At 42.7% G+C, this 25,650-nt stretch carries 26 protein-coding genes; 14 read left to right on the top strand and 12 right to left on the bottom strand.

Annotated elements, in window-relative coordinates:
• Positions 1-572 precede the first annotated feature (572 nt).
• Positions 573-866: a hypothetical protein gene (locus MSTHT_RS05945; RefSeq protein WP_048166990.1), complete on the top strand. Its 294-nt coding sequence runs from the start codon at positions 573-575 to the stop codon at positions 864-866.
• Between the two features lie 101 nt (positions 867-967).
• On the opposite strand, the gene MSTHT_RS05940 is transcribed toward MSTHT_RS05945, so the two are convergent.
• The 10 genes from MSTHT_RS05940 to MSTHT_RS05900 all read right to left on the bottom strand — a co-directional run bounded on the left by MSTHT_RS05940 (position 968) and on the right by MSTHT_RS05900 (position 8,210).
• Positions 968-1,387 (bottom strand): hypothetical protein, encoded by a 420-nt coding sequence (locus tag MSTHT_RS05940; protein ID WP_048166989.1) that lies wholly within the window; start codon positions 1,385-1,387, stop codon positions 968-970.
• A gap of 173 nt (positions 1,388-1,560) precedes the next feature.
• A complete protein-coding gene (locus MSTHT_RS05935; protein ID WP_048166988.1) occupies positions 1,561-2,085 on the bottom strand; it encodes a gamma carbonic anhydrase family protein in 525 nt (174 codons plus the stop codon).
• 273 nt (positions 2,086-2,358) lie between these two features.
• Positions 2,359-2,637: a hypothetical protein gene (locus MSTHT_RS05930; protein WP_048166987.1), complete on the bottom strand. Its 279-nt coding sequence runs from the start codon at positions 2,635-2,637 to the stop codon at positions 2,359-2,361.
• Positions 2,638-2,741: 104 nt separating this feature from the next.
• On the bottom strand, positions 2,742-3,692 hold the full coding sequence (locus MSTHT_RS05925) for a S8 family peptidase (protein ID WP_052721838.1): 951 nt from the start codon (positions 3,690-3,692) through the stop codon (positions 2,742-2,744).
• Complete coding sequence (locus tag MSTHT_RS15360; RefSeq protein WP_259274533.1) at positions 3,673-3,801, bottom strand: hypothetical protein; 129 nt, start codon at positions 3,799-3,801, stop codon at positions 3,673-3,675. Before MSTHT_RS15360 ends, MSTHT_RS05925 begins: the two co-directional genes overlap by 20 nt.
• 719 nt (positions 3,802-4,520) lie before the next feature.
• Entirely contained in the window at positions 4,521-5,567 is a 1,047-nt protein-coding gene (gene hypE / locus MSTHT_RS05920; protein ID WP_048166986.1) for a hydrogenase expression/formation protein HypE, read from the bottom strand.
• Between the two features lie 144 nt (positions 5,568-5,711).
• Positions 5,712-6,374, bottom strand: a complete 663-nt coding sequence (gene hypB, locus MSTHT_RS05915) for a hydrogenase nickel incorporation protein HypB (RefSeq protein ID WP_048166985.1) — start codon at positions 6,372-6,374, stop codon at positions 5,712-5,714.
• 34 nt (positions 6,375-6,408) lie between these two features.
• Positions 6,409-6,819 (bottom strand): hydrogenase maturation nickel metallochaperone HypA, encoded by a 411-nt coding sequence (gene hypA / locus MSTHT_RS05910; protein WP_048166984.1) that lies wholly within the window; start codon positions 6,817-6,819, stop codon positions 6,409-6,411.
• The gene (gene hypD / locus MSTHT_RS05905) at positions 6,812-7,930 is read right to left on the bottom strand and encodes a hydrogenase formation protein HypD (protein WP_048168417.1); all 1,119 of its coding nucleotides are present in this window, start codon (positions 7,928-7,930) and stop codon (positions 6,812-6,814) included. The genes hypA and hypD overlap by 8 nt, the downstream gene beginning before the upstream one ends.
• 19 nt (positions 7,931-7,949) lie before the next feature.
• Complete coding sequence (locus tag MSTHT_RS05900; protein WP_048166983.1) at positions 7,950-8,210, bottom strand: HypC/HybG/HupF family hydrogenase formation chaperone; 261 nt, start codon at positions 8,208-8,210, stop codon at positions 7,950-7,952.
• Positions 8,211-9,467: 1,257 nt separating this feature from the next.
• On the opposite strand from MSTHT_RS05900, the gene MSTHT_RS05895 reads away from it, so the two are divergent.
• The 4 genes from MSTHT_RS05895 (at position 9,468) to MSTHT_RS05880 (ending at position 13,769) form a co-directional block, all read left to right on the top strand.
• Positions 9,468-10,613 (top strand): hydrogenase small subunit, encoded by a 1,146-nt coding sequence (locus MSTHT_RS05895; RefSeq protein ID WP_231588215.1) that lies wholly within the window; start codon positions 9,468-9,470, stop codon positions 10,611-10,613.
• 7 nt (positions 10,614-10,620) lie between these two features.
• Positions 10,621-12,396, top strand: coding sequence for a nickel-dependent hydrogenase large subunit (locus MSTHT_RS05890; RefSeq protein ID WP_048166981.1), 1,776 nt, complete (start codon positions 10,621-10,623; stop codon positions 12,394-12,396).
• 24 nt (positions 12,397-12,420) lie between these two features.
• Positions 12,421-13,197 (top strand): cytochrome b, encoded by a 777-nt coding sequence (locus MSTHT_RS05885; protein ID WP_048166980.1) that lies wholly within the window; start codon positions 12,421-12,423, stop codon positions 13,195-13,197.
• Positions 13,198-13,280: 83 nt separating this feature from the next.
• Complete coding sequence (locus MSTHT_RS05880) at positions 13,281-13,769, top strand: hydrogenase maturation protease (protein WP_048166979.1); 489 nt, start codon at positions 13,281-13,283, stop codon at positions 13,767-13,769.
• A 263-nt stretch (positions 13,770-14,032) separates the two neighbouring features.
• Here MSTHT_RS05880 and MSTHT_RS05875 read toward each other — a convergent pair whose 3' ends face one another.
• Positions 14,033-14,947, bottom strand: a complete 915-nt coding sequence (locus tag MSTHT_RS05875) for a peptidoglycan-binding domain-containing protein (protein ID WP_048166978.1) — start codon at positions 14,945-14,947, stop codon at positions 14,033-14,035.
• Between the two features lie 441 nt (positions 14,948-15,388).
• Between MSTHT_RS05875 and MSTHT_RS05870 the strand changes: the two genes are divergently transcribed.
• From MSTHT_RS05870 to MSTHT_RS14475, 4 genes are all read left to right on the top strand, one after another.
• A complete protein-coding gene (locus MSTHT_RS05870) occupies positions 15,389-16,615 on the top strand; it encodes a hydrogenase small subunit (RefSeq protein WP_048166977.1) in 1,227 nt (408 codons plus the stop codon).
• On the top strand, positions 16,615-18,405 hold the full coding sequence (locus tag MSTHT_RS05865; protein ID WP_048166976.1) for a nickel-dependent hydrogenase large subunit: 1,791 nt from the start codon (positions 16,615-16,617) through the stop codon (positions 18,403-18,405). The genes MSTHT_RS05870 and MSTHT_RS05865 overlap by 1 nt, the downstream gene beginning before the upstream one ends.
• A gap of 13 nt (positions 18,406-18,418) precedes the next feature.
• On the top strand, positions 18,419-19,210 hold the full coding sequence (locus tag MSTHT_RS05860) for a cytochrome b/b6 domain-containing protein (RefSeq protein ID WP_048166975.1): 792 nt from the start codon (positions 18,419-18,421) through the stop codon (positions 19,208-19,210).
• A 97-nt stretch (positions 19,211-19,307) separates the two neighbouring features.
• Positions 19,308-19,457, top strand: coding sequence for a hypothetical protein (locus MSTHT_RS14475; protein ID WP_156149727.1), 150 nt, complete (start codon positions 19,308-19,310; stop codon positions 19,455-19,457).
• A 407-nt stretch (positions 19,458-19,864) separates the two neighbouring features.
• Here the strand turns inward: MSTHT_RS14475 and MSTHT_RS05855 are convergent, their stop codons facing one another.
• Positions 19,865-20,143, bottom strand: coding sequence for a hypothetical protein (locus MSTHT_RS05855; RefSeq protein ID WP_048166974.1), 279 nt, complete (start codon positions 20,141-20,143; stop codon positions 19,865-19,867).
• Between the two features lie 642 nt (positions 20,144-20,785).
• On the opposite strand from MSTHT_RS05855, the gene cgi121 reads away from it, so the two are divergent.
• The 5 genes from cgi121 to MSTHT_RS05830 all read left to right on the top strand — a co-directional run bounded on the left by cgi121 (position 20,786) and on the right by MSTHT_RS05830 (position 25,556).
• On the top strand, positions 20,786-21,316 hold the full coding sequence (cgi121, locus tag MSTHT_RS05850; RefSeq protein ID WP_374756213.1) for a KEOPS complex subunit Cgi121: 531 nt from the start codon (positions 20,786-20,788) through the stop codon (positions 21,314-21,316).
• A gap of 376 nt (positions 21,317-21,692) precedes the next feature.
• Positions 21,693-22,781 carry a class II fructose-bisphosphatase gene (gene glpX / locus MSTHT_RS05845; RefSeq protein WP_048168416.1) on the top strand — a complete coding sequence of 363 codons (1,089 nt, stop codon included), beginning with the start codon at positions 21,693-21,695 and terminating at the stop codon, positions 22,779-22,781.
• 86 nt (positions 22,782-22,867) lie between these two features.
• Positions 22,868-24,178 (top strand): tRNA (N(6)-L-threonylcarbamoyladenosine(37)-C(2))-methylthiotransferase, encoded by a 1,311-nt coding sequence (locus tag MSTHT_RS05840; protein WP_048166972.1) that lies wholly within the window; start codon positions 22,868-22,870, stop codon positions 24,176-24,178.
• Between the two features lie 368 nt (positions 24,179-24,546).
• Positions 24,547-24,978: a NifB/NifX family molybdenum-iron cluster-binding protein gene (locus MSTHT_RS05835; RefSeq protein WP_048166971.1), complete on the top strand. Its 432-nt coding sequence runs from the start codon at positions 24,547-24,549 to the stop codon at positions 24,976-24,978.
• 200 nt (positions 24,979-25,178) lie between these two features.
• The gene (locus tag MSTHT_RS05830; RefSeq protein WP_048166970.1) at positions 25,179-25,556 is read left to right on the top strand and encodes a NifB/NifX family molybdenum-iron cluster-binding protein; all 378 of its coding nucleotides are present in this window, start codon (positions 25,179-25,181) and stop codon (positions 25,554-25,556) included.
• Positions 25,557-25,650: the final 94 nt, after the last annotated feature.

The raw sequence follows: 25,650 nt of genomic DNA, 5'->3' as shown, positions 1-25,650 counted from the left end.
TACAACTCCGGGTGTGTTCTTTCTCTGATCATATCCTAAAATGCTTTGCATAGCTCTATCCAGCCTGTGCCCATAGTACGCGATATTCTTGCTTCGTGCTGCAGGTTAAATATACAGATGAATTGATATATAGATGAATTTAAACGCTCAAGTACATCAAGTGTCTAAACGCTCAGGTATCAGGTGTCCGGGCAATGCAGACAGCTACACAGTAAAAGGAGAGATTTGTAATGGAGCAGTCGATTAAAGAGCAGGATATGTGAATATGGCTGAATGTTACAGTAATTGAAAGAGTATTCTATATGATCTTGCAAGCATCCGGCTGGAACTCGAACGTTTATAGTTTCTCCCAAATACGATTATTTAGAAAACTTTAAGCATCCGAAAACACATATTTTTAATTGCTGTTTAAGGTGCTGTCCCTGGAAAATCAGAATTAAATGATATCCTGGGCTGAATTCAGGAAGATATGTCTGCATTTTTACAAATATCCTGTCATTGTGATTGTGAAAAAAGTCTGAAACCCTGTGTGACAAGGTGAGTTGACACTTATCGTATGAAGGAGTTAGAATATGCGTGACGCGAAACTGATAAGCGTACTTGCAGAATATCTCGCAAAATGTGCAGAAATCCATGCAAGAAATGAACCGATACCACCGGAAAGCCTGGAAATGTTTTTGATTGACATCGTAAGCTGCCTTGATGTTGGTGGTATAGGTGATGTAGGAAAAGAGCTGGTTCCGCTCAAAAGGGCACGCGCAACCATCAGGCTTGCAAGGCGTGAGTTTGAGTGGCAGTGTGATAATATAGATCATCCTGAAGACTGGGAAACCTGCCTGCGGAATGCAGTTTCAGGAAACGTATAAACTTTTTTTAATTTTATTCCGAAACTAGTAGAATTACAGGATATATTCTGGTTTTACTTTTAAGTCAGGTTTTACTTTTAAATTTTCAGTAGTAAGAAAGGTCAGGAGAGACCGCTTTTTCCTACAAGCTCATTTGCTCTCTTCTCAGCTTCTTCTTTTGTCTGGAAGATTTCACCGGTGCAGCTACAGCTTCGAGTATTGTGGTTGCGGTGGTAAATAACATACAGAGTCTCTGACAGGCTATCAGTGGGTACATAACTGATTTCGTCTTCCCCCCGGCTTATACGGGTATAACTTTGCCCATCGATCTCGATTTCTCCTGCATCTTTCATAGGGTCATACCCAAAAAACGCAACGCTATCCGTTGCTGCCTCCCACTCTCCCACAAAATATTCAGGCAAACCTTCAATGTAATCTGTCTCACAATCCACAGGGGCAGAAGATTTTACATATTCAAACATGCTTTCGTATATGTTTGCCTGCTTAACTTTTCCATAATATATAATATTTATATTTTTCATTTCTGTTCCATCTCCATGTCTAATCGTACTGTTCTGTATGCACCTTAAAGTATTAAAGAGGGAACTAAAGAGATCTGGATTGTGGCATTATTTTTCATCTCTTCTATGCATAAGCACTGGTTTTTTGGTGGATGACCTATATCCAGAACAGGCGTCTGACAAAACCTATTTACTCAACGATTCCTTGCTTTTACTTCTTCTCTGTACTCCCTGACAAACTCAACATATTCTGCAGCGTTTTTTGCTATGGCTTCAATTTCGGATGTCTCGATTTTCCTCTTAACCTTGCCCGGAACTCCAATAATCAGGCTTTTTTCAGGAAATTTCTTTCCCTCTGGAATAAGTGCGTTCGCACCTACTATGGAGTTTTTTCCTATTTCAGCTCCGTTTAATACTGTAGAGTTCATTCCTATAATCACATTGTCTTCTATTCGGCACCCGTGAAGTACAGCTCCGTGCCCGACACTTACCTCATTTCCTATCTGAACTCCATTCTCAGGGTTTGCATGAATTACCACATTATCCTGGATACTTGTACGATTACCGATTTTTATTTTATTCCTGTCTCCACGAAGCACGGCATTAAACCATATGCTTGAAAAGCCCCCGACTTCAACATCCCCTATAATGTCTGCTGAAGGGGCAATAAAAGCAGTTTCTGAAATTTTCGGGCTCTTGCCTTTAAAATTCATTATCATAAATATATCTCCATCTTTCCAATTTATATTGGATTTGCTAAGATCGCTCTGTCAGAGCTGCCCAGGTCACTCTGCCAGACTCATTAAGAAAGCTCCTCCAGATCCCTTCTTGGGCATTGCAATGGCTCTATAGATCATTTTGTATCTGTTTAATAGAGCGATGAGCTGTCTTAGTAGGGTATTATAATCGCATTAATATTGGATGCAGTGTACTAATACAGCTTGCCCATAATGAGATCGGGAGTTTGCCGTGTTGAAGGGGGGGAAAAATTATTAAAAAGGTTCTATTTGAGTATCGTTCCAGACTTTAAGCACATCAGGAAGCCGTTTTAGTTCTTCCTCTTTTTCCTCCTCAACAGTTCCCCGTATCAAAAATACTTTCTCATTCTCGATTTCCAGATTCTTAACTGTCTCTTTCGATGGGCTAACAGGAACAGGTCCGCATTCCGGGTCGATTTTGAAGCCAGGGAGCTTTGCAACATCCGAATCAAGGGCTTCCTGCATAGAAAAGTTAGCCGGTGCTCTCAGCTCGACAATAACACTTTTAGCCATAATCCATTTCCTCTTAGCCTGATTAGTTTCCCGGCTGGTTTGACCTCTTAACTCAGACCTCTGGTTTTATCATGCTCCACGGAGGATGGATGGTGATCTTTCGGCTACCTTATTGAAGGCAGCTCTGCTTGAATCATTCCATGACCAGAGTTCGCGTTCCAACCATTGCCGCAGAAGTCCTTTGCAGTCTTCTGCAGGATCCCTTTAATTTCATCATGGGTTAATGTGAGATCAAAAGATTTCAGGAGCCCGATAACTCCTGCGCAAACAGGAGTAGCTGCTGATGTCCCATCATCTACATTAAAGTACCCTTTAAAATGGCTCGGAGCACAGAAATCCGGTTTCCTGGGATCAAGGGCTGCCGGCCCCTGACTGGTGCATCCTATCCACTCCTCCAATATATTGGCTGCGCCTGCAGTTATCACTCTTGGATGCCCGTTGGCTCCCCAAATACTCTTCCCGGGCCCGGTGTCCGAACCACATTTATCATAAGGACACTTTATTCCGCAATTCCCAGCCGAAAAGACTACAATGATCCCGGTATCAATTGCTTCTACGGCTTTTCTGGTAAAGGGATGTTCAGGGTTCGTAGCGTAACCGGGTGCCCAGGACTTTTGGTATATCCCCCAGCTATTGGACAGTATATGCGGGGTCCCGTCCCTTCTATGCTGTTCGATCGCCCACTCGTAAGCAGCTATAGCATCGGAAATCTTACCGAAAGCTGTTGGTTTCTTTGTAATCCCGAGATCGTATATTTTTGCTTCCGGACACATACCAAGTGCATCTGTGGCACACATCATTCCGTGCTCTATAGTAGCTGTTCCCGGAGGAGAGCTAGACATGGAAGACCAGCCGCCTATAACAGCAGGAATCTTCGATTTATCGACCCCACTATCACAGATTCCTATCACAATTCTCTGTCCTTTAACACCCATATCCCACAGTCGGTCACAACCGAGATATTTTGCCACATCCTGAATTGTCCCCTTTGGAGTGGCAGAATCGCAATCTATTACAAAAGGCTCGATGGGAGCATCAGTCCATATATTCCTCATTTACAGCTGCAAGAGCCCTTGCAGTTTCCTCTGTAGGTTTGACCGGTACTGGCATATACTCAGGATCAATCTCAAAACCCGGTATCTTGGCAATATCCGTTGAGACCATTATATGATTCTATGGAAGAACCGAAAGGTGCTCTCAATTCAACAATTACTGCTTTGGTCACAGCTATCCCACTCCCTATTTACGTTTTTTCTTGAGTATCTGGCAGTTTTAAAGATATTTTTAAATAACCTTTAAAATCGGTTTTAAACAATTCATTTTTTAAAGCAGTCTTTAAAGAATCCACTTTTGAGATCACAAATTTCCGTAAAATATAACGTTTTAAATTGTCATTTTTATAATTTTTAATAAATAGTATGAGATTGATAATATATGAAAACAAAAGAAAATGGATTTCGGATATTAAATATATGAGAGAAGCCAAAAATTTCAATATAGCTGAATATAATAATTATGATAGTGATATTGCTCTCTAATAAGCCAGATAAATGCAGATTTAATGGATTCTTAATCCATATAGCTTGTTTAAAGATAATCTATAGAAAATTATGAAAATTTGAATGAGCGTAAGAAATCAAAATAACAGAAAAATGATAAAATGAACAAAAAATTAGAATAATTAAAAAATAGTTTAATTAAAAAATCAAAATAATTAAAAATTGGAAAATCAAATTATTAACGCAATTAAAAAGAAGAATTAGAGTAAATAAATGAAAAAGTAAATCTACTCAAGTGCATGAAAGCAGAATTATCCGTTCATTGCATAAGATCGGATTTTCAAAGCAGGTCTTTATAAAGTTCCTTATGACCTGAAGATGACCTTAGCACACTCTCGGAATTGGGTCTCCAGCAGGTATATCGACATAACGCATACCGCCAAAGCGGTTTCTCAGGATTACCTCTCCTTTATTGTCTGGAGTAACTTCTCCTATAACAGCCGCGTCCCTGCCGTATGGGTGCTGCCTTAAGATTGAAAGCACTTCTTCTTCAAAACCGGATCTTACTCCGATGACTGCCTTTCCTTCGTTTGCAACCTCAAGGGGATCAAGGCCCAGCATCTCACAGGCTGCAGAAACGGCTGGCTTGAAAGGAATCCAGTCTTCTTCAATAAGAATCCCTGTTCCTGACTTTTTTGCCATCTCGTTCAGGGCGTTTGCAAGCCCTCCGCGTGTCGGGTCTTTCATTGCTGTAATGACAGGTTTCCCGTCAGGGGTTCTGAGTTTAAGGAGAGGTTCTATTAGCCTCCAGAGTGGGGCTGAGTCCGAGACAAGGTCAGTATCAAAATCAAAACCTTCCCTGTGAGCCATAAGCGAGATACCATGGTCGCCAATAGTGCCTGTGACCAGGATTTTATCTCCCACCTGAAGCCCTGAGTCCCTGACCGGGCTATCTGTAATCCCTAGCCCTGCTGTGTTCAGGATAATTGAATCAAGTGCGGTTTTCTCCACGGTTTTCGTATCACCTGTTATTATGGGCACTCCGGCTTCTGCAGCCGTTTCGTCCATTGTCTTGATTATTTCCTCAAATTCAGTGAGTGGAAAACCTTCAGGGACTACGACCGCACAGGTAAGAGCAAGCGGCTTTGCTCCCATAACAGTGAGGTCATTGATAGTGCCTGCAACTGCAAGCCTTCCTATATTAGTATTCGGGAAAAAGGCAGGCGTTATCACGTGGCTGTCAGTGGTCAGTACGAGTTCGTATTCCGAGTTTAGACCCTCAAGCCTGATGGTGGAGCCGTCATCAAGAGATTCAAGCCCTATCGAGCCTGCACTTTTATTGTGAAAATTTTTAAGAATTATTTCTCCTATAAGTGCCTGCATGACCTCTCCGCCTGCACCGTGTTCAAGAGAAATAGTATTGGATTTCATATGGGTCTCCTTTTAACTCCTCTGGGTCTTCTCAATCCGATTTAACTTCTTTATATTCATGGGTTTATCTTAATCCCTTAACCTGGCTTCTGTTTTAATTTTTCCTTGACCGCTTCTGCTTTCTTATATTCCTTTTAACAGGTTTTATTTCTTCAGAGTTTCTTTAACCCCATGCTCAATAAAGTCAATCCAGGTTTCCAGGCTTTCCCAGTCATGCTTCGAGGTTAGGAGAACTGGCACACTCGGGTTCAAGGAAAGGATGTCTTCTCGCATTTTCTCGGCATCGACATCAACCGCATGGGCAATGTCAACTTTATTTATGATCGCAAGCTCTGCGGTCTTAAAAATCATTGGGTGCTTGAGGATAATGTCATCTCCCTCGGTCACGCTCACAACTACAACCCTCAGGTGCTCCCCCAGTTTGAAGTCCACGGGGCAGATCAGGTTGCCTACGTTCTCAATTAGCAGGAGATCTGTGTTATCGAGGTCGATTTCATCCAGGGCTTTTTCCACCAGTTTTGCATCCAGGTGGCATTCTTTTCCGGTATTTACGGGGATAGTGGGAACATCAAGTTTCCTGAAACGGGAGGAATCCATCTCTGCTATTACGTCCCCTGCAATCACAGCTATTCTATACTTTTCTTTGAGATGACTGATTGCCTCTTCAATAAGAGTGGTCTTTCCTGAGCCGATAGCTCCCATAACATTTACTGAAAAAACCTTATGCTTGTCAAGTTTCTTTCTGTTTTTTTCAGCAACTTTATCATTTGCTTTGTAGACATCATGTCCCATATGGATTACATGCATTAACATAAACATCACTTGGGGGAATTACTTATTATTACTCTGCGGTTCGATCTTCTTCGGTTTCGATTTCGATACTTTTGATTATCAGTTCTCTGCCGCCTTTAATATTTGCCTGTTTTCCACAGATAGGGCACTCCATAGCTGCCACATAAGCAAGAAGTTCGCTTCTAAGTGCACTGCTCTCCCGTATCTGTTTTTCGTCTATCTCTCCCTCATACCCGCACTCGCACTCAAGGGTAGGTGACACCATTTCTACAACAAAATCCGCATTTTCTGCAATGCTTCCCTCTGCAAGAACATTGAAACAGAAACTGAGCTGTTCGGGATTTGTATGGCTCAACCTTCCCATTTGGAGAATTAATTTCTTAACTTCCGTTGCTCCGTGGGCATTGGCAGTATTGATTACCTGATCAAAAATCTCATAAGCTATAGAAAATTCATGCAAGCTTGCCGCCTCCTTCTCTGGAGTATCTGAACCAGTTGTAGCACATGCCTTCCTGGCTGACCATACATGGACCTGCTGGATTTTTCGGGGAGCAGTTCTTCCCGAAGTTCGGACATTGAGAGGGCTTTGCTTTTCCTGTAAGGATAGCTGCACAGATACAGCGTTTCTTATCTTTTTTCCCAACTTTCTTTCGGACTTCCTCAAGAGCAGATGCATACAGGTCTTCGTGCTTCTTTGCTGCGTCTTTTTCCTCAAACTCTTTCCTTAACACAAGCCCTGAATTTGCAATTTTTCCTATACCTCGCCACTCCGAATCTGAAGTTTCGAATACCTTTTCCATCATTTTCAGGGCAATCTGGTTTCCTTCAGGTTTCACAGCTCTGGGGTAACCGTTGTCTACTCTTGAGATGCCCTCCTCTATCTGCGCCTGCAGCAGGCTTATACCAAGGAGGATGTCTCCTACCTCAAATCCACTAACAACGACAGGAAAACCCTTTTCTGCGAGCGGCTCAAAAGGTTTTGTGCCTATTATGGTCGCCACATGCCCTGGAGCTATAAATGCATCAACATTTGCATCCCTGGCAAGGAGTTCGATTGCAGGAGGAGTTTTCTTCTGGGAGGTAAGAAGGCTGAAATTCTCAGGAGTCTCTCTTAAGAGGGCAGCCGCATTTGCAGGAACTGTGGTCTCAAAGCCTATTCCAAAAAAGACTACCTCAAGTTCTGGCTTTTTTTCTGCAAGGGCAACTGCATCGTCAATGCTATAAACCATCCTCACATCTGCCCCTTCAGACTTTGCATCCAGCAAGCTTTCAGCCGAACCGGGAACTCGCATCATATCTCCGAAGGTGATAACAGTTGCTCCGCTTTTCGCAAGGGCGATTGCGATATTTATATCCTCTTCAGGAGTAACACAGACAGGACATCCGGGACCGCTTATTACCTCGATATTATCTGGAAGGACACTCCTTAACCCGTATTTTGCTATGGTTCTCTCATGCGTTCCACAGACATGCATTATGCGGAGCGGTATTTTTGAGCTCCTGATTCTCTCCAGTAGCTTTTTCTCAAACTCAGGAATGTCTGGCTTTGAAGAAGAATTCCCGTTTTCCATTATTATCAGCATCCGTTTTTCAGGGGGATTCACTTTCTAAGGTGTCAATTTCTTCAAGCCCTGCAATCTGTTTGAGAAGGCGCATTGTTTCTTCACTTTCTTCTTCGGAGATTTCCGCAATTGCATATCCCACATGGACAAGGACATGCTTTCCGATTACGGACTCACTGGCACCTCCCAGCAAATCCATATTTACGTTTCTGCGAACTCCGCCCATATCGACAGTTGCAGTGCTTTCATCTACGACAGAAACTATTTTTCCAGGAATAGCTATACACATGTTACCTCGAAATATTTTCTTTCAAAATTATATTAATTTATTGTAATTATTTTTTTCATGATATAATTTCCTGTATCAGAATGATATAAATTCCTGTATCAGTATTTATAAGAATTATTTTACAAGAGATATATATTTGTATAGTATATATATTTACAGGTTTTAACCGGGCAAAAAACCTATCCAGTTTACTTCCTTAACTGGTTAAATAGCCCGCATCCCCTTCTCCTTTTTTACTTCTATAGTGCTGCTTTTAACCACAGGTTTTTCCTTTTTCCACTTGCCGCAAATAGAAGAACGGAGGTTTCGCAAACAGGAGCTGAATTCTACGTTTTAAATATGTATATTATCGAAAATTGTTTTTTAAAATTCTATGGTTCTATATTATATTCTTTTTGCTTTTTCACTTCACGTGCATAATTTAAAGATGTCTTCCCCCTACTATTGAACTTGTTTTAGAAGATTTTTGAGTAAAGTACTAAAATTATTTTATTTGAGCATGAATTCCATAGGTTTTAAATTGTATGAATAATTCGAACTTGAGTATTATTTCTTCTTTAGCTTCATGCAGTGCAATAAACTTTTTTTAGCACTTTTTAATCTTAGTTTTTCCTTAAAAACCTTTTTTAGAGCACTAAAGGTTATAATAACGAGAAAATTTCTAGGAAATCTAAAATTAAATCTTTACCTCTTTTTTCAGGGATAGAATTGTTCAGGTTTCCTTAGATTTAAAACGAGATCAGCAGAGATTCTATGAATTCGTGCAGCGGCACCTCTGTCCCGAATGAGATAATTCAGGGTATTAAACATTCCCTGCAAATAGAATGACTATTCCTTTGCCTTTTAAAATCTTTCTGCACTTTACTCTGTTTTTATGCGTTTTGTCATAATACAGGCAAATTTCTAGGTATGAATTACTATCTCATTGGCAACTTTTAACTTTTGCAATTAAGTTTATTCTTTTGAATCTCTTTTCTTCTTCAAAATGATTTAATTCCACTTATTTGTACTATATTGTTGATTATTGTACATTATATGTCTTATTTATTTAGAAATTTCATTATACTTTTCGCTGAATTATAAGCCTGCAATGCAACCAATTAATATAATTATCGTATCGTGTAAAAAACCTTAAATACTATTCCCTCATTGAAAACATTAACTGTAAATTTATGTATATATTTATATAATTACGATGGATAATTATTCAAATTTTCTTCGTAGGTATAATTTGGGTAAAATCAAGATGTGGTAGAGATGAGTACTGGAATGAAAAATCTTGTCCGTACACTGGACAGTGTGGATTTCTTAAAAATGGACCGCCGTACTTTCATGAAAGCAGTAGGCTTAATGGGAGCATCTGCATTCCTGGGCACCTATAAGGCTGACATTGTGAAGGCGCTTGAACTCGCAGAAACCAAGCTTGTCTGGTTGCATGGTTCAGAATGCACTGGCTGTTCAGAATCGCTCTTAAATGCAGGCAATCCTGACATTCTACAGGCATTACAAAAGCTCAATGTCAATCTTGTTTTCCATGAGACTATTTGCGCACAGCAGGGAATCTGGAATGATGGTAAGCTTGTAAACACCCCCGAGCTTAACTCTGAGCTTCTTCTCGAAGAGACTTATAAAGAAGGCAATTATTTCCTGGTCGTTGAAGGCTCAATCCCGAATGGTCCAAATGGCTCAGGACGTTACCTTGTTATTGGAAACAAGACTTTCAAGGAAACCCTTGGAGAGGCTGCAAAGAACGCAATTGCTGTCATTGCAGTCGGAGCCTGTGCCTGCTGGGGAGGAATCACCTCTGCAGATAGCGATGTTGCCAAGGACACAGACTATAGAGGAGTTGCTTTCGCAAAGACCGACAAAAACAAAGGTATGCTTCAGGAGCTTGGAATTGATAAACCAGTAATTAACATTCCTGGTTGCCCTGCTCATCCCGACTGGATTCTTCTTACCCTGGGAGCGGTAATCCTTGGAAAAATTAAACTTGATGATATTCCAAAAGTTGTGGATGAGTTCGGTAGGCCGAAAGTCTTCTATCCCCCAGACCACACAGTGCATGAAAACTGCCCACGCCGCGGGTACTATGACCGTGGAGAATTCGATGTAGAAGTAGGAGGAGAAAAGTGCCTGTGGAAATTAGGCTGTAAGGCTCCTTATTCTCACGCAGACTGCGGAATTCGCAGATGGAATGGCTCAGTAAGCATGTGTACCCAGGCAGGCGGCCCCTGTATTGCCTGTGTAGAACCTGGATGGCCAGACATTGCAAGGCCGTTGTATGTTGAGCGTGAAGATGTGGGAATTGCCGGAACAAACATTGATACAATAGCTAAAGGTGCAGTAGTAGGAGCCGCAGTTGTTGCAGGTGTGCATGCTGTAAGGAGAATGAAAGGAGAGTGAGTGAAAAATGGTAAACGTTACAGTCGATCCCTTAACCAGAATTGAAGGACACCAGCGCATATCTGCTGAAGTAGATGCTAATGGTGTCATAACTGATGCCCAGTCATCTTCCCTCATATTCAGAGGTTTTGAGCGCATTTTGCAGAAACACGACCCAAGAGACGCAGCTTTTCTTACCCAGAGAATTTGTGGTGTCTGTCCAATTTCACATGGAATGGCAGCCACTAACGCCCTTGACGACCTTTATGGCGTCGCTGAACACGTTCCAAAAGATGCTCTTGTAATGAGGAACATACTCCAGGGTCTGAACATGGTTGCAAGCCATGCAACTCATATATATGTCCTCTTCGGTCCTGACCTCGCAAACCCAGCATATAGAGATGTTCTTACAACTCTGGGAGACACCGGAAATGCAGTCTGGAAAGAAATGGTTGGAAGGTTTGCCCCAATTAGCTACAAGATGGATGGCGTGGCTGTACCTGCGGGAAGTTCATATCTGGCAGCAATTCCTGAGAAGAAGCGTCTTCAGGAGGCTATTGCACTTATTGCCGGTAGAATGCCCGGTGCTGCATCCCTTTATCCAGGTGGATATACCTACCCGGCTACTGTCGCAGATATAACCAAACTTTCTACCTACTATCTGGAAGTCATGGACTTCGTATCCAAGCATACTCTGAAAGTTGATTTCAATACCTGGATTGAAAATACCTATAAGGCAAGCTCTCCTCAGAAAGCAGTAAGCTTTGTCACTGAACACCTCCAGAGTCTTGTTGACAAATCAACCACATCCAATGATTTCTCCAAAGAGGCAGGTTGGGGAGACGTGGAATTTTTCGCAGCTTTTGGTTCAGAACTTGTAGGAGAAAAACTTCTTGGTCTTCCAGCAAGCCTTAAACTTGATACAATCGGTGGGTACAAGGATCCCTCAAAGATCTGCTTTGTTTCATATGGTGGATATTATAAGCCCAAAGACGGATACGACCCGAGGAGCCCGGCAGGAGACCGTATTTTCACCTCAGGTGTGGTAACAGGTAATCTCGAATATCTGAAATTTGATCCGGACAAGATTACGGAGAGTACTGCTCACTCCTTCTACAGCAATAGTAGTAACGACCTCCCACCAACAAAAGGCGAAACCGTTCCGTTTACAGATCCCGATAAAATTGTCTTCACAGGAGGCTCGGATAGCCAGTACAGCTGGGATAAGGCTCCGAGATACGACGGAATTCCAGGTGAAGTTGGACCTCTTGCGCGCATGCTGAATATAAAAGAGCCGCTTGTAACCGGTTTGGCTTTGACCTTCGCTGAGAATGGCTACTCTGCAGCTAATGTTTTCACCAGAGTGCTGGCTCGTATGCAGGAAACAGCAATTCTCGCGTATGAACTGCTTAATTGGGTGACAGTTGACTATGAGCCAGGAGGAAAGATCTCCGTGCCTATAGACCTTAATGCAGCCAAGAATAACCAGGGAATGGGCTTATGGGAAGCACCTCGCGGAGCTCTCGGTCACTGGGTCTCTGCTGGCAGCGATGGAAAGGTCACTAACTATCAGTGTATAGTTCCGGGTACCTGGTTAATGTCCCCAAGAGACAGCAAAGGCATTCCTGGTCCGCTTGAACAAGCCCTCATTGGCTCAAAAATCAACCCCGTCGGAAATCTCGATTATACCAACCCAATTGGTATCTACCATATGGGCAGATCCTATGATCCTTGCATCTCGTGTGCAGTCCACACCATTGACCTGACCGGGAAGCATGCTCCAAATACTCTAAGAATACTTTAAGTATATACAAGGAGATGACTCACAATGAAATCTAACAACAACCGGTCGCTGGTTGTTGAGCGCTATACAATAACTGACAGGATAGCCCATACTGTCCATGCTATTGCGATGATAGTGCTCATCATTACCGGGTTAAAGATCTATACGGGATGGGACTTTATGAGTTTCAGTAGTGCTCGTGCCCTTCACATGATAATGGTTCCGTTCCTGCTTGCAGTGAACTGGATCCTTATCCCCTACAACATATTTTCCGAAGGTCACGGGTTATTCGGAAAGATCTCGCATTTTACGGATCACTATATTTTTGGTCCCAAGGATGCAATGCGCCTGGGTGGTATAATTAAAAACTTCTTCAGGAAGGGCAGGTATCCTGCATATTCCATCTACGATGAAGAAAAAGGTCACTACGAGACCAAACTTCATCCCGTAATGAAGATCCTGATTGTACTTGAAGGTACAGCACTCTTCCTGATTGCGGTTTCAGGCGTTGTACTGTACAAGCTTGACTGGTCAGTCTTCGGGCTGCCAATAGGGTCATGGATTCTTTCAGTCGGAAATTTAATTGCGCCTCTCTTCGATTTGACTGCTATCCAATTCTATAGAATACTCCACCTGGCAATGACTTACTGGTTTATCTTTGAACTGGTAGTGCATGTGGGTATTCTGGAGTTTGACCCTCATGTCTGGAAGTACTATAAAGCTATCTTCTGGTCAGGAAAAGAAGATTTCTCAGATACTCACTACTCCGAGTTCGTAGAGAAATATTCAAAGTTTGATGCCAAGGAACACTCAAAACACTGAAAATTGCTAAAGAAAAACCTTAACTGGAAAAGGTAATATAGGCATATTCGAAAAACCTGTACACCTTTTAATTAAGTGAGAATATGCCTATATTACATGCTCCAGTCCGCATCCTAGGATGCGGAAGCCCACTAATGGGAAATGACGGTGTTGGTCTCAAAGTAATTGAGGCCCTTCACAGAACCGAACTTAAAGACCTCAAAGACCTTGATATCGTGGATGCAGGTGTCTGCGGGCTTGATCTTTTAAACCTGCTCGAAGGTGCCAGGAAAGTCATTATAGTGGATGCGATTCTGGCAGACAACCCTCCTGGTACAGTTCATCGTATAGAAGGAAAGGACTTACTGGAAGGAGGTACCGAGCTTCATCCTCTGGTTTCCATACATGACCTTACAATTACTGATGTATTGAAAATAGGAGAACAGGTCCAATCGCTTCCGGAAGTCGTAGTTATTGGAATTGAGATCGGTTCTCCCGCTTCTGAGTTTACACAGGAAATAAGTCCCGATGTGCTTAATGGCGTGGATAAATCCATACTGCTTATCAAAGAAGAAGTCTATTCCTCGCTTTAATTCTGTTTTTGTTACCTTATTTTGATTCAGGTTTTGTTCAGGTTTTCTGCTTTATAATACTGAACAAAGCTTTAACAGAATGAATATGGCTCTTAAAGAGTGCGTTGAGCAAGCAAAACGAGCCAGTTCTGAACCTCTGCATGCAAATAGGCTAAATTTAAAATTTTACTGGATATAACGGCTATTTTAAGAATCTGCCTGAAGGGAATATGCAAATTTTTAATCCCCTTCAGGGTTAATGCACTCTCTTCCCCCTCTACGGATTATTTGGATTCTCCCGGTATCCAGTTGCTGTAAAGCTTCCACTCGATTAAAGAATCCTTCTTGTCTGCTTCAAAGTAAAATCTCCATATAATGGGTTCACTTACTGCAGAAAATTCTAAATTCACGAGGGTGTCAGGTAGAAGTACAGACTCTCTGATCTCCCCTGTATTCGTTTTTACCCGGATGTTTGATTCAGTGGTCTTGAGGTTTCTCAACTCAAGGCGTATTGATTTGCCGGCTTCAGCTTCAAAAGAATAGTTGCTCCCTCTCCAGGTTCCTGCACTATGGAATTTGCGCCCCTGACTATCAACTGTATGGGGTAGTTGGGTCATAGGTGGAGTAATCGGTTTAGTTACATGAACCTGGGGTTGATCGATCGGAACTGCCTGCGTTGCCATCAGTGGAGGTTCAGCTACCGGTACTTCAGGAGCTTGAGGTATTTTAACCTCAGGCGCCGATACTCGAGGAACTTTGGGCGCCTCTACTGGTGGGACTTCAGGTGCCCTTGCTGGTCCAACTGGAGACGCCCTTGGTGTCCGAACCGGAGATTCCGGGAACAAAGGAGTCGGTACATCCGATACCTTTGGCTCGGTTGATAATAAAGTCTCAGATGTGCCTGTGACAAACTCTTCATCCAGACTTCCTATAGTCTCTGGTCCCACAATACCGTCAACCCTTAGTCCGCGTGCTTCTTGGTAGCTTCTGACTGCCAGTTCGGTTTCTTCATCAAAATTCCCGCTGGCTCCAGTTTCGGGAACAGGAATACCCAGGAATATAAGAGCCTCCTGAACTTTTCTTACTGCTGAACCGCTATCCCCTCTCTGGAGAACTCTTTCGTTGTCATAACAAGCCTCCAGAACCTCATCGCCTGCAAATCTCGGCGATCTTAAGTCGTGACCATCCCCAATAGTCATATTCTATCCCCCCAACTTTGCTACAAACTTTATTCCCTTAAAGATGCAGCATTAATACTAAATGTTACTAACCTTAAAATTTCAATAAATAAATAGTGATATTAAAATATATAAGTTTTTTAGAAAAGCTATATTTATTTTAAGTGTACCTCGATTATTTTTATAAATTAAATGTATTAAAAACCATTTTGGAGGACATCTTTGCTTTATCCGGATATGTTTGAAATTTCTCAGAACAGATTTCCCTTTTAGAGGATTTTATAGAAACTTGATAAAGAGAGGTTTTCGTTCAAACTTTGCCTTTCTATTTTTGAACTTGCCCTGAACAATGCCCTGGCTGCGATATAAAAAAATTACTTGTGGAGTGAGTTCTGAAGATGTGATAGTCTTTAATATATTGGATTCCTTTTTTTATATATCTTATATAAAATTATTTGCGACATGGGGGGAAGTGGAGTGAATAATGAAGGTTTACTTGAAGAGTTTAAAAATCTCGATTTTATAAAAATGGATCGACGGACATTTATAAAGGCGGTAGGGGCGCTGGGAGCTTCGCTATTTCTTCAAACCTATAAAAGCGATATCGCCAAAGCCTTTAATGGGCTGCCTGAAACCAAAGTACTTTGGCTTCATGGGGTAATGGACTCGGGATGCAGCATCTCAATGCTGGATGGAGAGAATCCGGACATACTGGAATTTCTCCAGCTTTTTAATCTCAACCTGCTTTATCATGAAGTGCTGATGATGCAGCAGGGAATTTTCGTAGATGGACAACTTGCAAATACGAGTGATCTGAATTCTGAAGTCCTGCTGGAAGAAATTCTGGAAAACGAAAGAGGCTATGTGCTTATTGCAGAAGGTGCAATCGCAAACGGACCTCATGGTTCCGGGAAATACATGGTTCTCGGAGGAAAGATCTACAAGGATGTTTTCGAAAGAGCTGCGAGAAACGCCTCAGTAATTGTTGCAATCGGGCAGTGTGCAACCAACAGCGGAGTAAATGCCGCTGAAAGTGAGATCAGTGATCTCATGGATCATCGTGGAGTTGCTTTTACTCTGGAAGACCCGTCAAAAGGAATTGTAGACCTGTTAGGGATAGATACGCCCGTTGTCAATATTAACGGATGCCCTGCCCACCCAGACTGGGTATTTTTAACCATAGGCGCAATCGCCCTTGGGAAAATCAGGGTGCCTGACGATTTACCTGAAGTACTGGATAGGTGGTATCGTCCCAAGGTTTTCTACCCCCCAGACCACACAGTGCATGATAACTGCCCTCGGCGTGGGTTTTATGACCGTGGAGAATTTGAAACTACAGTAGGCGGACCAAAATGTCTCTGGAAACTTGGATGCAAGGGACCTTACTCTCACGCAGACTGTGCCTTACGCCACTGGAACGGCCATGTCAATTTCTGTCCGCAGGCTGGCTCTCCATGCATAGGCTGCGTACAGCCGGGTTTTCCGGATAGTACCAGGCCTTTCTATGTGGAAATCGAAGACGCCGGAATCGTCAATACTAACCTCGATACCATAGCAGGAGTAGCAATAGCAGGGGGGCTTATTGCTGCGGGTGCCCATGCCTTAAGAAGGACAGTTTTGAGAAAGCCAGAGGAAAAGGAAGGCACCACTGAAGAAAGTGCATTAGAGAGGACAGGAGGTGAAAAATAATGGTAGAGGTAACCGTAGATCCGCTCTCAAGAATTGAAGGGCATTACAGGATTAATACTGAGGTCAGTGAGGACGGCGTGATTACTGACGCTCAGAGCAATGGTCTGGTTTTCAGGGGTTTTGAGAGGGCTCTTCAACACCATGATCCCAGGGATGCAGCTCTCTTTACCATGAGAATCTGCGGGGTCTGTCCGGTTTGTCACAGTATAACTGCAGCAAATGCTCTGGATGATCTTTTCGGGGTTGCAGACCAGGTTCCCAAAAATGCCCTTGTTATGCGGAATGTTCATCAAGCAATGAATTTTATAGCCAGTCATGCGGCTCATATTTATGTGCTCTGGGGTCCGGATCTTGCAAATCCCGCTTACCGAGATATCCTCACACAACATGGAGATCTTGGAAATGCTGTATGGGGAGAGTTATCCGGACGTTTTATGCCTCTTGTAAATCAGGAGGGAGGTACCCGTTATCCTGCCGGTTCTTCCTATGTTGCTGCCCTCAGGGAGTTCCGCCGCCTTCACGAAGGTATTGCTCTTATTGCAGGCAAAATGCCTCATCCCGTGCTGCAGCATGTCGGAGGGGTAGTTTACTCTCCAACGGTTGCAGATATTCAGAAACTTATCTCGTATGTTTCACAGACTGCAAGATTTGTTGAGAACTTTACACTTGGGGTACCTCCGGAAACCTGGATTGAGAATACTTACAGGGCTTCTTCCCCGGAAAGTGCTGTGAATTTTGTTATTGAGCGCCTGCAGGAGCTTCTTGACAATTCTCTTAACAACAATGACTTTTCACATGCTTCAGGCTGGGGAGATGTTCCGCTTTTTGCAGCTTTCGGTTCGGAACTGATTGGAGAGACTATGCTCGGCTTGCCAGTTAGCCTGAAACTTGACCGTTCAGGGGGCTATAAGGATCCTAACACAATCGGTTTCCTTTCTTACGGAGTTTTTTTCAAGCCTGAAAACGGGGACGGTTACGATCCGACAAGCCCCGCGGAAGACAAAGTTATTCCATCAGGTTATATGAACGGGAATTTGCAACTTGAAAAATTTGATCACAGGAAGATTTCAGAAAATATCACTCATGCGTTCTATATCGATGAAGTGGCAGACCGTCCTCCCTGGAATGGGGTTACAATCCCTGAGGATAATCCTGATGAAATCGATTATACCAGAGGTTCGGAAAGCCGTTACTCCTGGGTAAAGGCTCCTAATTATGGCGGTATTCCCTGTGAAGTAGGTCCGCTTGCCCGACTTCTGATTATGGGAGAACCTCTTGTTACGGGTCTTGCAAGAACTTTCCAGGAAAACGGCTACTCTCCTGCAAACAACTATACTCGTATGCTTGCAAGAATGCAGGAGATTCTGGTAGTGATTCCCGAACTGTTGAAATGGCTCAGTCAGGATCTTGAAGCAGGCGGAAAGGTTGCAGTACACACAGAGCTTTCTATGGCAAGGGATTCCGAAGGAATGGGACTGTGGGAAGCCCCGCGCGGTGCCCTTGGGCACTGGGTAGCTACAGATTCGAATTCCATGACAACCCTGTACCAGGCTGTAGTTCCAAGCACCTGGAACCTTGCTCCGCGGAATGGGCAGGGGATTCCAGGTCCTGTTGAGCAGGCTCTTATAGGGACAAAGATTTCGGCTGCCGAAAATGCCCTTGGAGTGGATTATGCAAATCCACTGGGAATCCTGCATACAGCTCGTTCCTATGATCCTTGCCTTGCCTGCGCAATTCATACAATTGATATAACCGGAAAGAATCCGAATCGCATTATCAGGGTAGTTTAAAGGAGGTTGGAACATGGTACGATCAGCCGAAAGACCTGCTTCCAGAAGAAAGGTTGTTGAGCGCTATACCTGGCTTGAGAGGGTTACTCATCTAGTGCACCTTATTTCCATGTTTGTCCTGCTTATTACAGGATTTAAAATTTATGCGGGCTGGGATTTCATGTCCTTTGAGGCAGCCAGAACATGGCATATGATCGCTGTTCCTTTTTTCCTGGTTGCAAACTGGCTTCTGGTTCCTTATAACATATTTTCCTGCAAAGGAGAAAAATGCAGCATCAGGGACCGTATAGGACATTTCAAAGAGTCTTACATATTTGGGAGAGACGATGCAGAGCGCCTTATCGATACAATCAAAAATTTCTTTGGAAAAGGCAGGTATCCGGCTTATACAATTTATGACGAGCGTAGTGAACGTTATATCACGAAACTTCATCCTGCAATGAAGATTTTGCTGGTTTTTGAAAGCCTGGCAATTTTTCTGGTGGCAGTCACTGGGATTGTACTTTATAGTCTTACCTGGGCTCCGTTTGGAATTCCAATCTCAGAATGGATACTCTCTGTAGCTTGGTATTTTGCATCCCTGATTAATGTAAACGGTCTGGCACTGCTCCGCTTTTTACACTTGCTTGCAGCCTACTGGTTTGTCCTTGAGCTTATTATCCATGTAGGAATAATTGAGTTTGATCCGAATGCCTGGAAATATCATAAGGCGATCTTCTGGTCTGGAAAAGAAGATCTCTCAGACAGGCATTTTGTCAAAGTAATTGAGGAGGATGAGCAAAAGGGGGTGGCAGGAGAGCACTGACAATAAATTCCGGCAGCAGAAATATAAACTCCAGCATAAATGTTGATATGTGTATATATTTTAAAAACGATTATATACCGCCCATTCTTATTTATATATGGGAATAAGGATGTACGAACTGGCGGCAGTTCGGGCAAAACTCAGCCAGATCATCCTCAACCTCTTGATTCTTTTTTCAGTGGTAGTGCTCTGGTTAACTGTGGTTGAGGTTGTTCTCAAATGTTTGGTAATTAAGGGCCCTATTTGAGGATTCTCGGCTTTTCTTTTATTTAATTCTTTAATTTATTCGTTTGTCTCATTATTTTTCCTTGTTTCTTCTATACTCTAAACTTTGCTTATGTTTACTTTGCTTATGTTTAACATTAAAGCTTTAGGACTAATCCGCTTATTGAACTGCTTGCCGTCTGTTTTTTGTCTTTAACCTCGTGTTCTATGCATGAGCTCTTGAATTAGACCCGGATATCTGGAAGCATGCAAGGTAATTTTCTAGTCCGACAAAGAGAATCTGACAGATAGGCATTTGTCAAGGTGATTGAAGAATGCGAGCCAAAAGGAACGAAAAAAACATTGAATATAGTAAACCAGACAGTTAATTAATAGAAAAATAGAGAATTTAGAGGGTAAGTTCCTATGCCAAGTATTTAATTTAGTTTTTTAGATGCAAACGTTTCTAGGACTTACGCAATGTGACTGAGGAACAAGAGCATGAATTGTGCTCTGTCTCTTACTACCTCTTTCTTTATGTTTATTCTTCATTCCTGAACAGTTCTTATCTTCGCCCAAAACATCTCCAATCCCAGTCTTTACAGAACCGATTTCTGCCCCAGCCGCCCCAGTCTTTACAGAACCGCTGTCGATCCCAGTCATCACAGACCCACCTGCAATTCCGACCGCCATCTCTCCAGCGATCTTGATCACCATCTCGATCGCCATCTCGCCCCCTTGTAGGTTGTGCGCTCACTGCCGCGACCATCATTGACATTACAAGCAAAACTAGGATAGAAATACTCAGTATCTTCTTAGTTCTGCCAGATATTTGTTTTCCCATTTGTCTACACTCCCAATTATTATTTAGTTTGATACAATTTGAAGGCTGTTGATTTTTAATTCACTTCCAATCGGTAGATGCATCAAATAAGTTTTGTTTTTTCTAGTTAACCATCCAGATTCATTTCTGGAAGGGTATAAGTATTGGTAACTTTTTCGATCTTCATTTTATATGCAGATGAATATTGCCGATGAAAGTGGTCTCAAATACTACCATGATTTTATAATTTAAGGAATATAATAATTAGAGAAATATAAATAAGTAACCAATATTAACTGAAAGGTAAAATTATTTAGTCAAGTTTTTGTTAATATATCTTTAATAATATTATTTTTCTATACTTCTTTCTCACATTCCACTGACAACTAGAAAAAGTAGCTATTTGTTCAATATAGCAATGGATTAGAGTATACATCATCTTTTCATTCTGCTTGTAACCTGACATTCAAGCTTAGAGTGCCTGAAATAGACTCACTAATTTTCCACAACCGAAACCCTTATCGTAAAGGCAGCGCTATGGCAGGACTATGGAAATGCAAAGAGAAATCCAGGTAATCTGTGGGACTGTAAGTATCCCTAAGCTTTCTGACTTTCTAAAAACAATAAATTCGATAGCTTCCGAAAATGATGTCATTATCCAGGGTTTAAATGCAGATCTGATTGCAGGTGAGAGGCACCTTCATTATGCACTGGGAAAGGCTCTTAAAGCGATTGCCGCGGGCAGAAACATAGCTAAAGATCCCGGAATCGAGATTATGCGGTACGCATCCGGGGAAAGGCAGATTGAGAGGAGTTTTTCGATAGGGCTGCATAAAGGGGAAAATAATGCCGTATTCGTACTGCTTGGAAAAATGGATAATCTGGTCCTCGCCCTCTCTGCACTCCGAAAACTGATTCTCGAAAAACCCTGTTCCGAGTTGCTTGCTTATTCGAATTCCAAAAAGGAGAAAATTCTTTCCCAGTTTGGCATAAGTAACGCCGAAATAGAAGCCTCAGGGGAAGAACATATTCCTGAACTTGTTATTGAAAGAGTAGCACTGGCAGATTTTGTAAAGTAAAAATCTATCTCAGGCTACGCCTACAATATCCGATTTCTCATTTCTCTTCTCTATCAGGGTAAATACGGTGTCATCTTCCTCCTTCATAAGTGTTATATACGCTTTGTAACTATACGAAATTGTACGAACTCATTATCTTCGAATTGTGGGGAAGTTGACGCTCTTATCTCCCACCTGTCCAATCCGGTAAGCCGGATTGCCCCTGGAAGGAGTTTTCCCGCTTTGGGAGATAAATACCTGACTCCGGTTTGTCCAATAGATTCTTTAATATAGTATTGAATTAAGAGATCACATAAACATCCAGAATATGATAGCGGAATTTCTTTCCGTTATCAGGAAGCAGATTATATCAAGCAGAAAATGGGAGTTGATTGCCATATCGTATCCGAAGACCGTAGAAAGAATAATTGATCGTGCGGGACCAATTGAGTGTGAGTTATTGCCCAGGCTTATTCAGGTGACCGAAGCTGCTGCCATTGCCGCAGCCTACCAGATGGGACGCGGGAACAAACATTTTGCTGATCAGGTAGCAGTCGCTGCTATGAGGAGGATGCTGAATAAGCTTGATATGAAAGGCATAATCAAGATAGGGGAAGGAGAAAGGGATGAAGCTCCCATGCTTTATATAGGGGAGCAGGTAGGCACGGGAAAGGGAAACCTGGAGGTCGATATTGCTGTCGATCCTCTTGAAGGAACGAACCTTACCGCAGATGGCGTCCCTGGCTCTGTTTCAGTCATGGCAATGGCGGAAAGGGGGGGAATTTTCCACGGGCCTGACATTTACATGGATAAAATTGTTGTCGGACCGGATGTGGTGCGATATGAAGAAGAACATCCCGGTGAAAGAATTGATCTGGATGCTCCTGTCAGACATAACCTGGAGATTGTCGCAAAAGCCCTTGATAGAAGTGTCGAAGAACTCGTTGTTGTAATTCTTGACCGGCCAAGGCATGCTCAGAAAATAACCGAGATTCGGGAAGCTGGAGCCCGTGTAAAGCTAGTCAGTGATGGAGACCTTATGCCAGGGGTTTCGACTGCAATCCGTGGGTCAGGCATTCATGTGGTAATGGGTGCAGGCGGCTCAGGCGAAGCTGTACTTACAGCAGCTGCAATCAAGATCCTTGGCGGAAAGATTCTGGCAAGGCTTGTGCTTCCCTCGGTTGCAAATGGAAAGTCTCAGAGTAAGATCGATGAGGAAATCGAGGAAAAGATGCCCAGGCTTGAGAAAATGGGAATTACCCTTGAAAACTTCAATGATGTGCTTGACACAAATAAGCTTGTACCCGGGAATGACGTTATCTTTTCAGCAACTGCTGTAACTCCAGGCCATTTTCTGCGTGAAGTTAATCTGTTTGGTGGCGGAGATGCAAGATTGCATACAATTTCCATGGGTTCATCCGGAGCTGTCAGGTTTACAGACAGCATCTATATAAAGGATAAGCGGGCCACTCCTCTCCGTCTGTAAATCCTTTATTCTTTCCTTTTTCATCCTTTTTTAAAACACGGATTTAAGAGAACATAATTAAAAAAACACGGTATTAGAGTCAGAATATGAAGGTCTATCTTGAAAGTTTTGGCTGCTCGGCAAGCCAGGCATCAGCCGAGATCATGAAGGCAAGCATTGAAAGGCTCGGGCATGAGCTACTGAGTCCGGGCACTGCCGACCAGGCAGAGGTCTACATCTGTAACTCCTGTACAGTAAAATACACCACAGAACAAAAGATACTCTACAAGCTCCGCAGGATGGGTGAACGAGGCGTGCAGGTAATCGTTTCTGGATGCATGCCCGAAGTGCAGCTTGAAGATATTCTCCACGCAAATCCCGAAGCCCATATCCTGGGAGTAAATGCGATTTCCCGGCTTGGTGAGCTTCTTTCCTCACTTGAGCAGAGAAAAAAGGAAGGTCTGTCAGGAGGAACACGCCTTGAGCTCAGAACTTCCGAGCCCCTGGGTTTTCTCAATGTTCCTCGCGAGCGTTACAATCCGAATATTCATATCTGCCAGATCTCCCAGGGATGCAATTTTGCCTGCTCTTACTGCATTGTAAAACATGCAAGAGGCAAATTGCACTCTTTTCCGCCGGATGAGATTGTGGAAGACATTCGTGCAGCTGTTGCAGATGGATGCAAGGAGATCTGGCTTACTTCCCAGGACGACAGCCAGTACGGAATGGATACAGGTGTCAGACTTCCGGAACTCCTGCGCATGATCTCGGAAATTCCGGGAGACTTTAAAGTGAGAATAGGTATGATGAATCCCTTCACTGTCTTTCCTATTCTCGATGATCTTGTAGATGCTTTTGAATCAGACAAAGTTTTCAAGCTCCTTCATCTCCCTATTCAGTCTGCTTCCCACTCAGTCCTGAAAAGAATGAACCGCTCGTATAAAATGGACACAGTGGATACTATCATAAAAAAATTCCGTAACCGTTTCGAAGACCTTTCTCTTTTCACCGACATAATCGTTGGCTTTTGCGATGAAACTGATGAAGACTTCAGGGAGACTGTCGAATGGATACAGAAATACCGCCCTGAAAAGGTCAATATTTCAAGATATTCTCCTCGCCCGCACACGAAAGCTTTTTCCTTCAGGAACCTCGATTCCCGGATTTCAGTCAAGCGTTCTCACGATTTACACAAAATCTGTGAACAGATTAAACTTGAATCAAAGCAGGCTATGGTAGGCTGGAAAGGCCGGGTTTTTGTTTCTAAATATACGCAAACAGGAGATGTTCTCACCCGCACGGATTCCTACCGTCCTGTCGTGATAAGAGGCTCGAACCTGAAACCCGGTCAATATGTTGATGTGGAAATCGTTGCTGCAAAGCCCGGTTATTTCCTCGGCAAACTGGTTGACAATTGATCTGCTACGAAAACCTCTGCTGGAAGACTTATTTTTTAATCAAAGTCCAAAATCTAAGAACTTGAATACTTTAACTTATGCCCGGACAGAAGCACAAATTCAGGTTCAGCAGAGGGATTTCTGATAATTTTAACTCCTGCTATTTCTAATAGTTTCAGCTCCTGGTATCCGGCTTTTTTCAAAAAGAATTAAAAATCTAAACTTGCTCTGTGTCTCTTTTTGGCAGCTAATTTACTCAATACAGGTAAATATAACAACCTCATCTTCAAATAGTAACATATAAATACTTTCACTCATATGTGAGAAAATAAGGTTTCAGAACTTTCGGGTATAATCAGTCACAAAGAAAAAAATACGGGGTTAATAGAATGAAAATTTGTATAACAGCCACCAGTGAAGGGCTCGACTCCGAAGTGGACCCAAGGTTTGGGAGATGCAGCCATTTTATAATTTATGACACTGAGACCAGATCTGTAAAATCCATATCAAACGCGAGTGCAGCAGCTTCTGGCGGTGCTGGTATTAAAGCAGCCGAAATTATTGCAAATGCGGGGGTCGCTGTACTCTTAACAGGCGGTTTAGGTCCCAATGCTTTTTCTATTTTTGGAGAGCTTGGTATCGATGTTCTGGTTGGAGCAAAGGGTACAGTTAGGGAGGCTATTAGCCAGTATGAAGCTGGAGAACTGCAGCCAATCCGCAGTCCCAATAGCACTCCTGGTTTTGGTATGAGAAAGGGAAATGGTAAGGGAAGGGGAATGAAAGGAGGTGGTATGGGAAGGGGGATGGGCAGAGGCATGTAAGACAAAACTTGCTAGCTAAGTAAAATAGAATCCATGATTAAGAACAGAATCTGTGATATTAGACACATTCCTCCATGTATGAAAAACGGTATATTTTTTTCTTTCTAAAAATTTATATAATTATGATCTTACGAGAAAAAAGATCAGTGCAACAATAAAGCTACTGATTAATAAGGGTGATAAAAAATGCAGGTGATTCTATGAGAGTAAGTATTCCTACAAGAGATGAAAATGGTCTGGAGGGAATTGTTGAACAGCATTTTGGAAAAGCTCCCACTTACACCATAATTGACACTGAGACTGATCAGGTCATGGTAATTCCCAATACCAGTGAGCACATGGGAGGTGTCGGGCTCCCTCCTGAATACCTTAATCAAAATGGAGTGGACGTCATGCTTTGTGGCGGGCTAGGGTTCAAGGCTGTTCGTATGTTCGAGTCATATGGAATTAAGGTTTTTGTAGGAGCTGGAGGCACAGTCAGGGAGACGTTTGAAGCCTGGAAAGCAGGAAAGCTCCAGAACGCAACTGCTGAGAATTCCTGTTCCGAGCACGGGAATGAGGAGCATCACCAGCACTGAAATCGTGAGTTTTACTCCCAGTGCCAGAGATATTTTGATTTCTATAGCCTCTGTATTTTAAATTATGGAATAAAGCGATAACACATGTTTAAGC

The sequence above is a fragment of the Methanosarcina thermophila TM-1 genome (genome assembly GCF_000969885.1).
GTDB classification, from domain to species: domain Archaea; phylum Halobacteriota; class Methanosarcinia; order Methanosarcinales; family Methanosarcinaceae; genus Methanosarcina; species Methanosarcina thermophila.
Note: the sequence above shows the minus strand (reverse complement) of the source record. Positions and strands in the feature narration are given on the sequence as shown.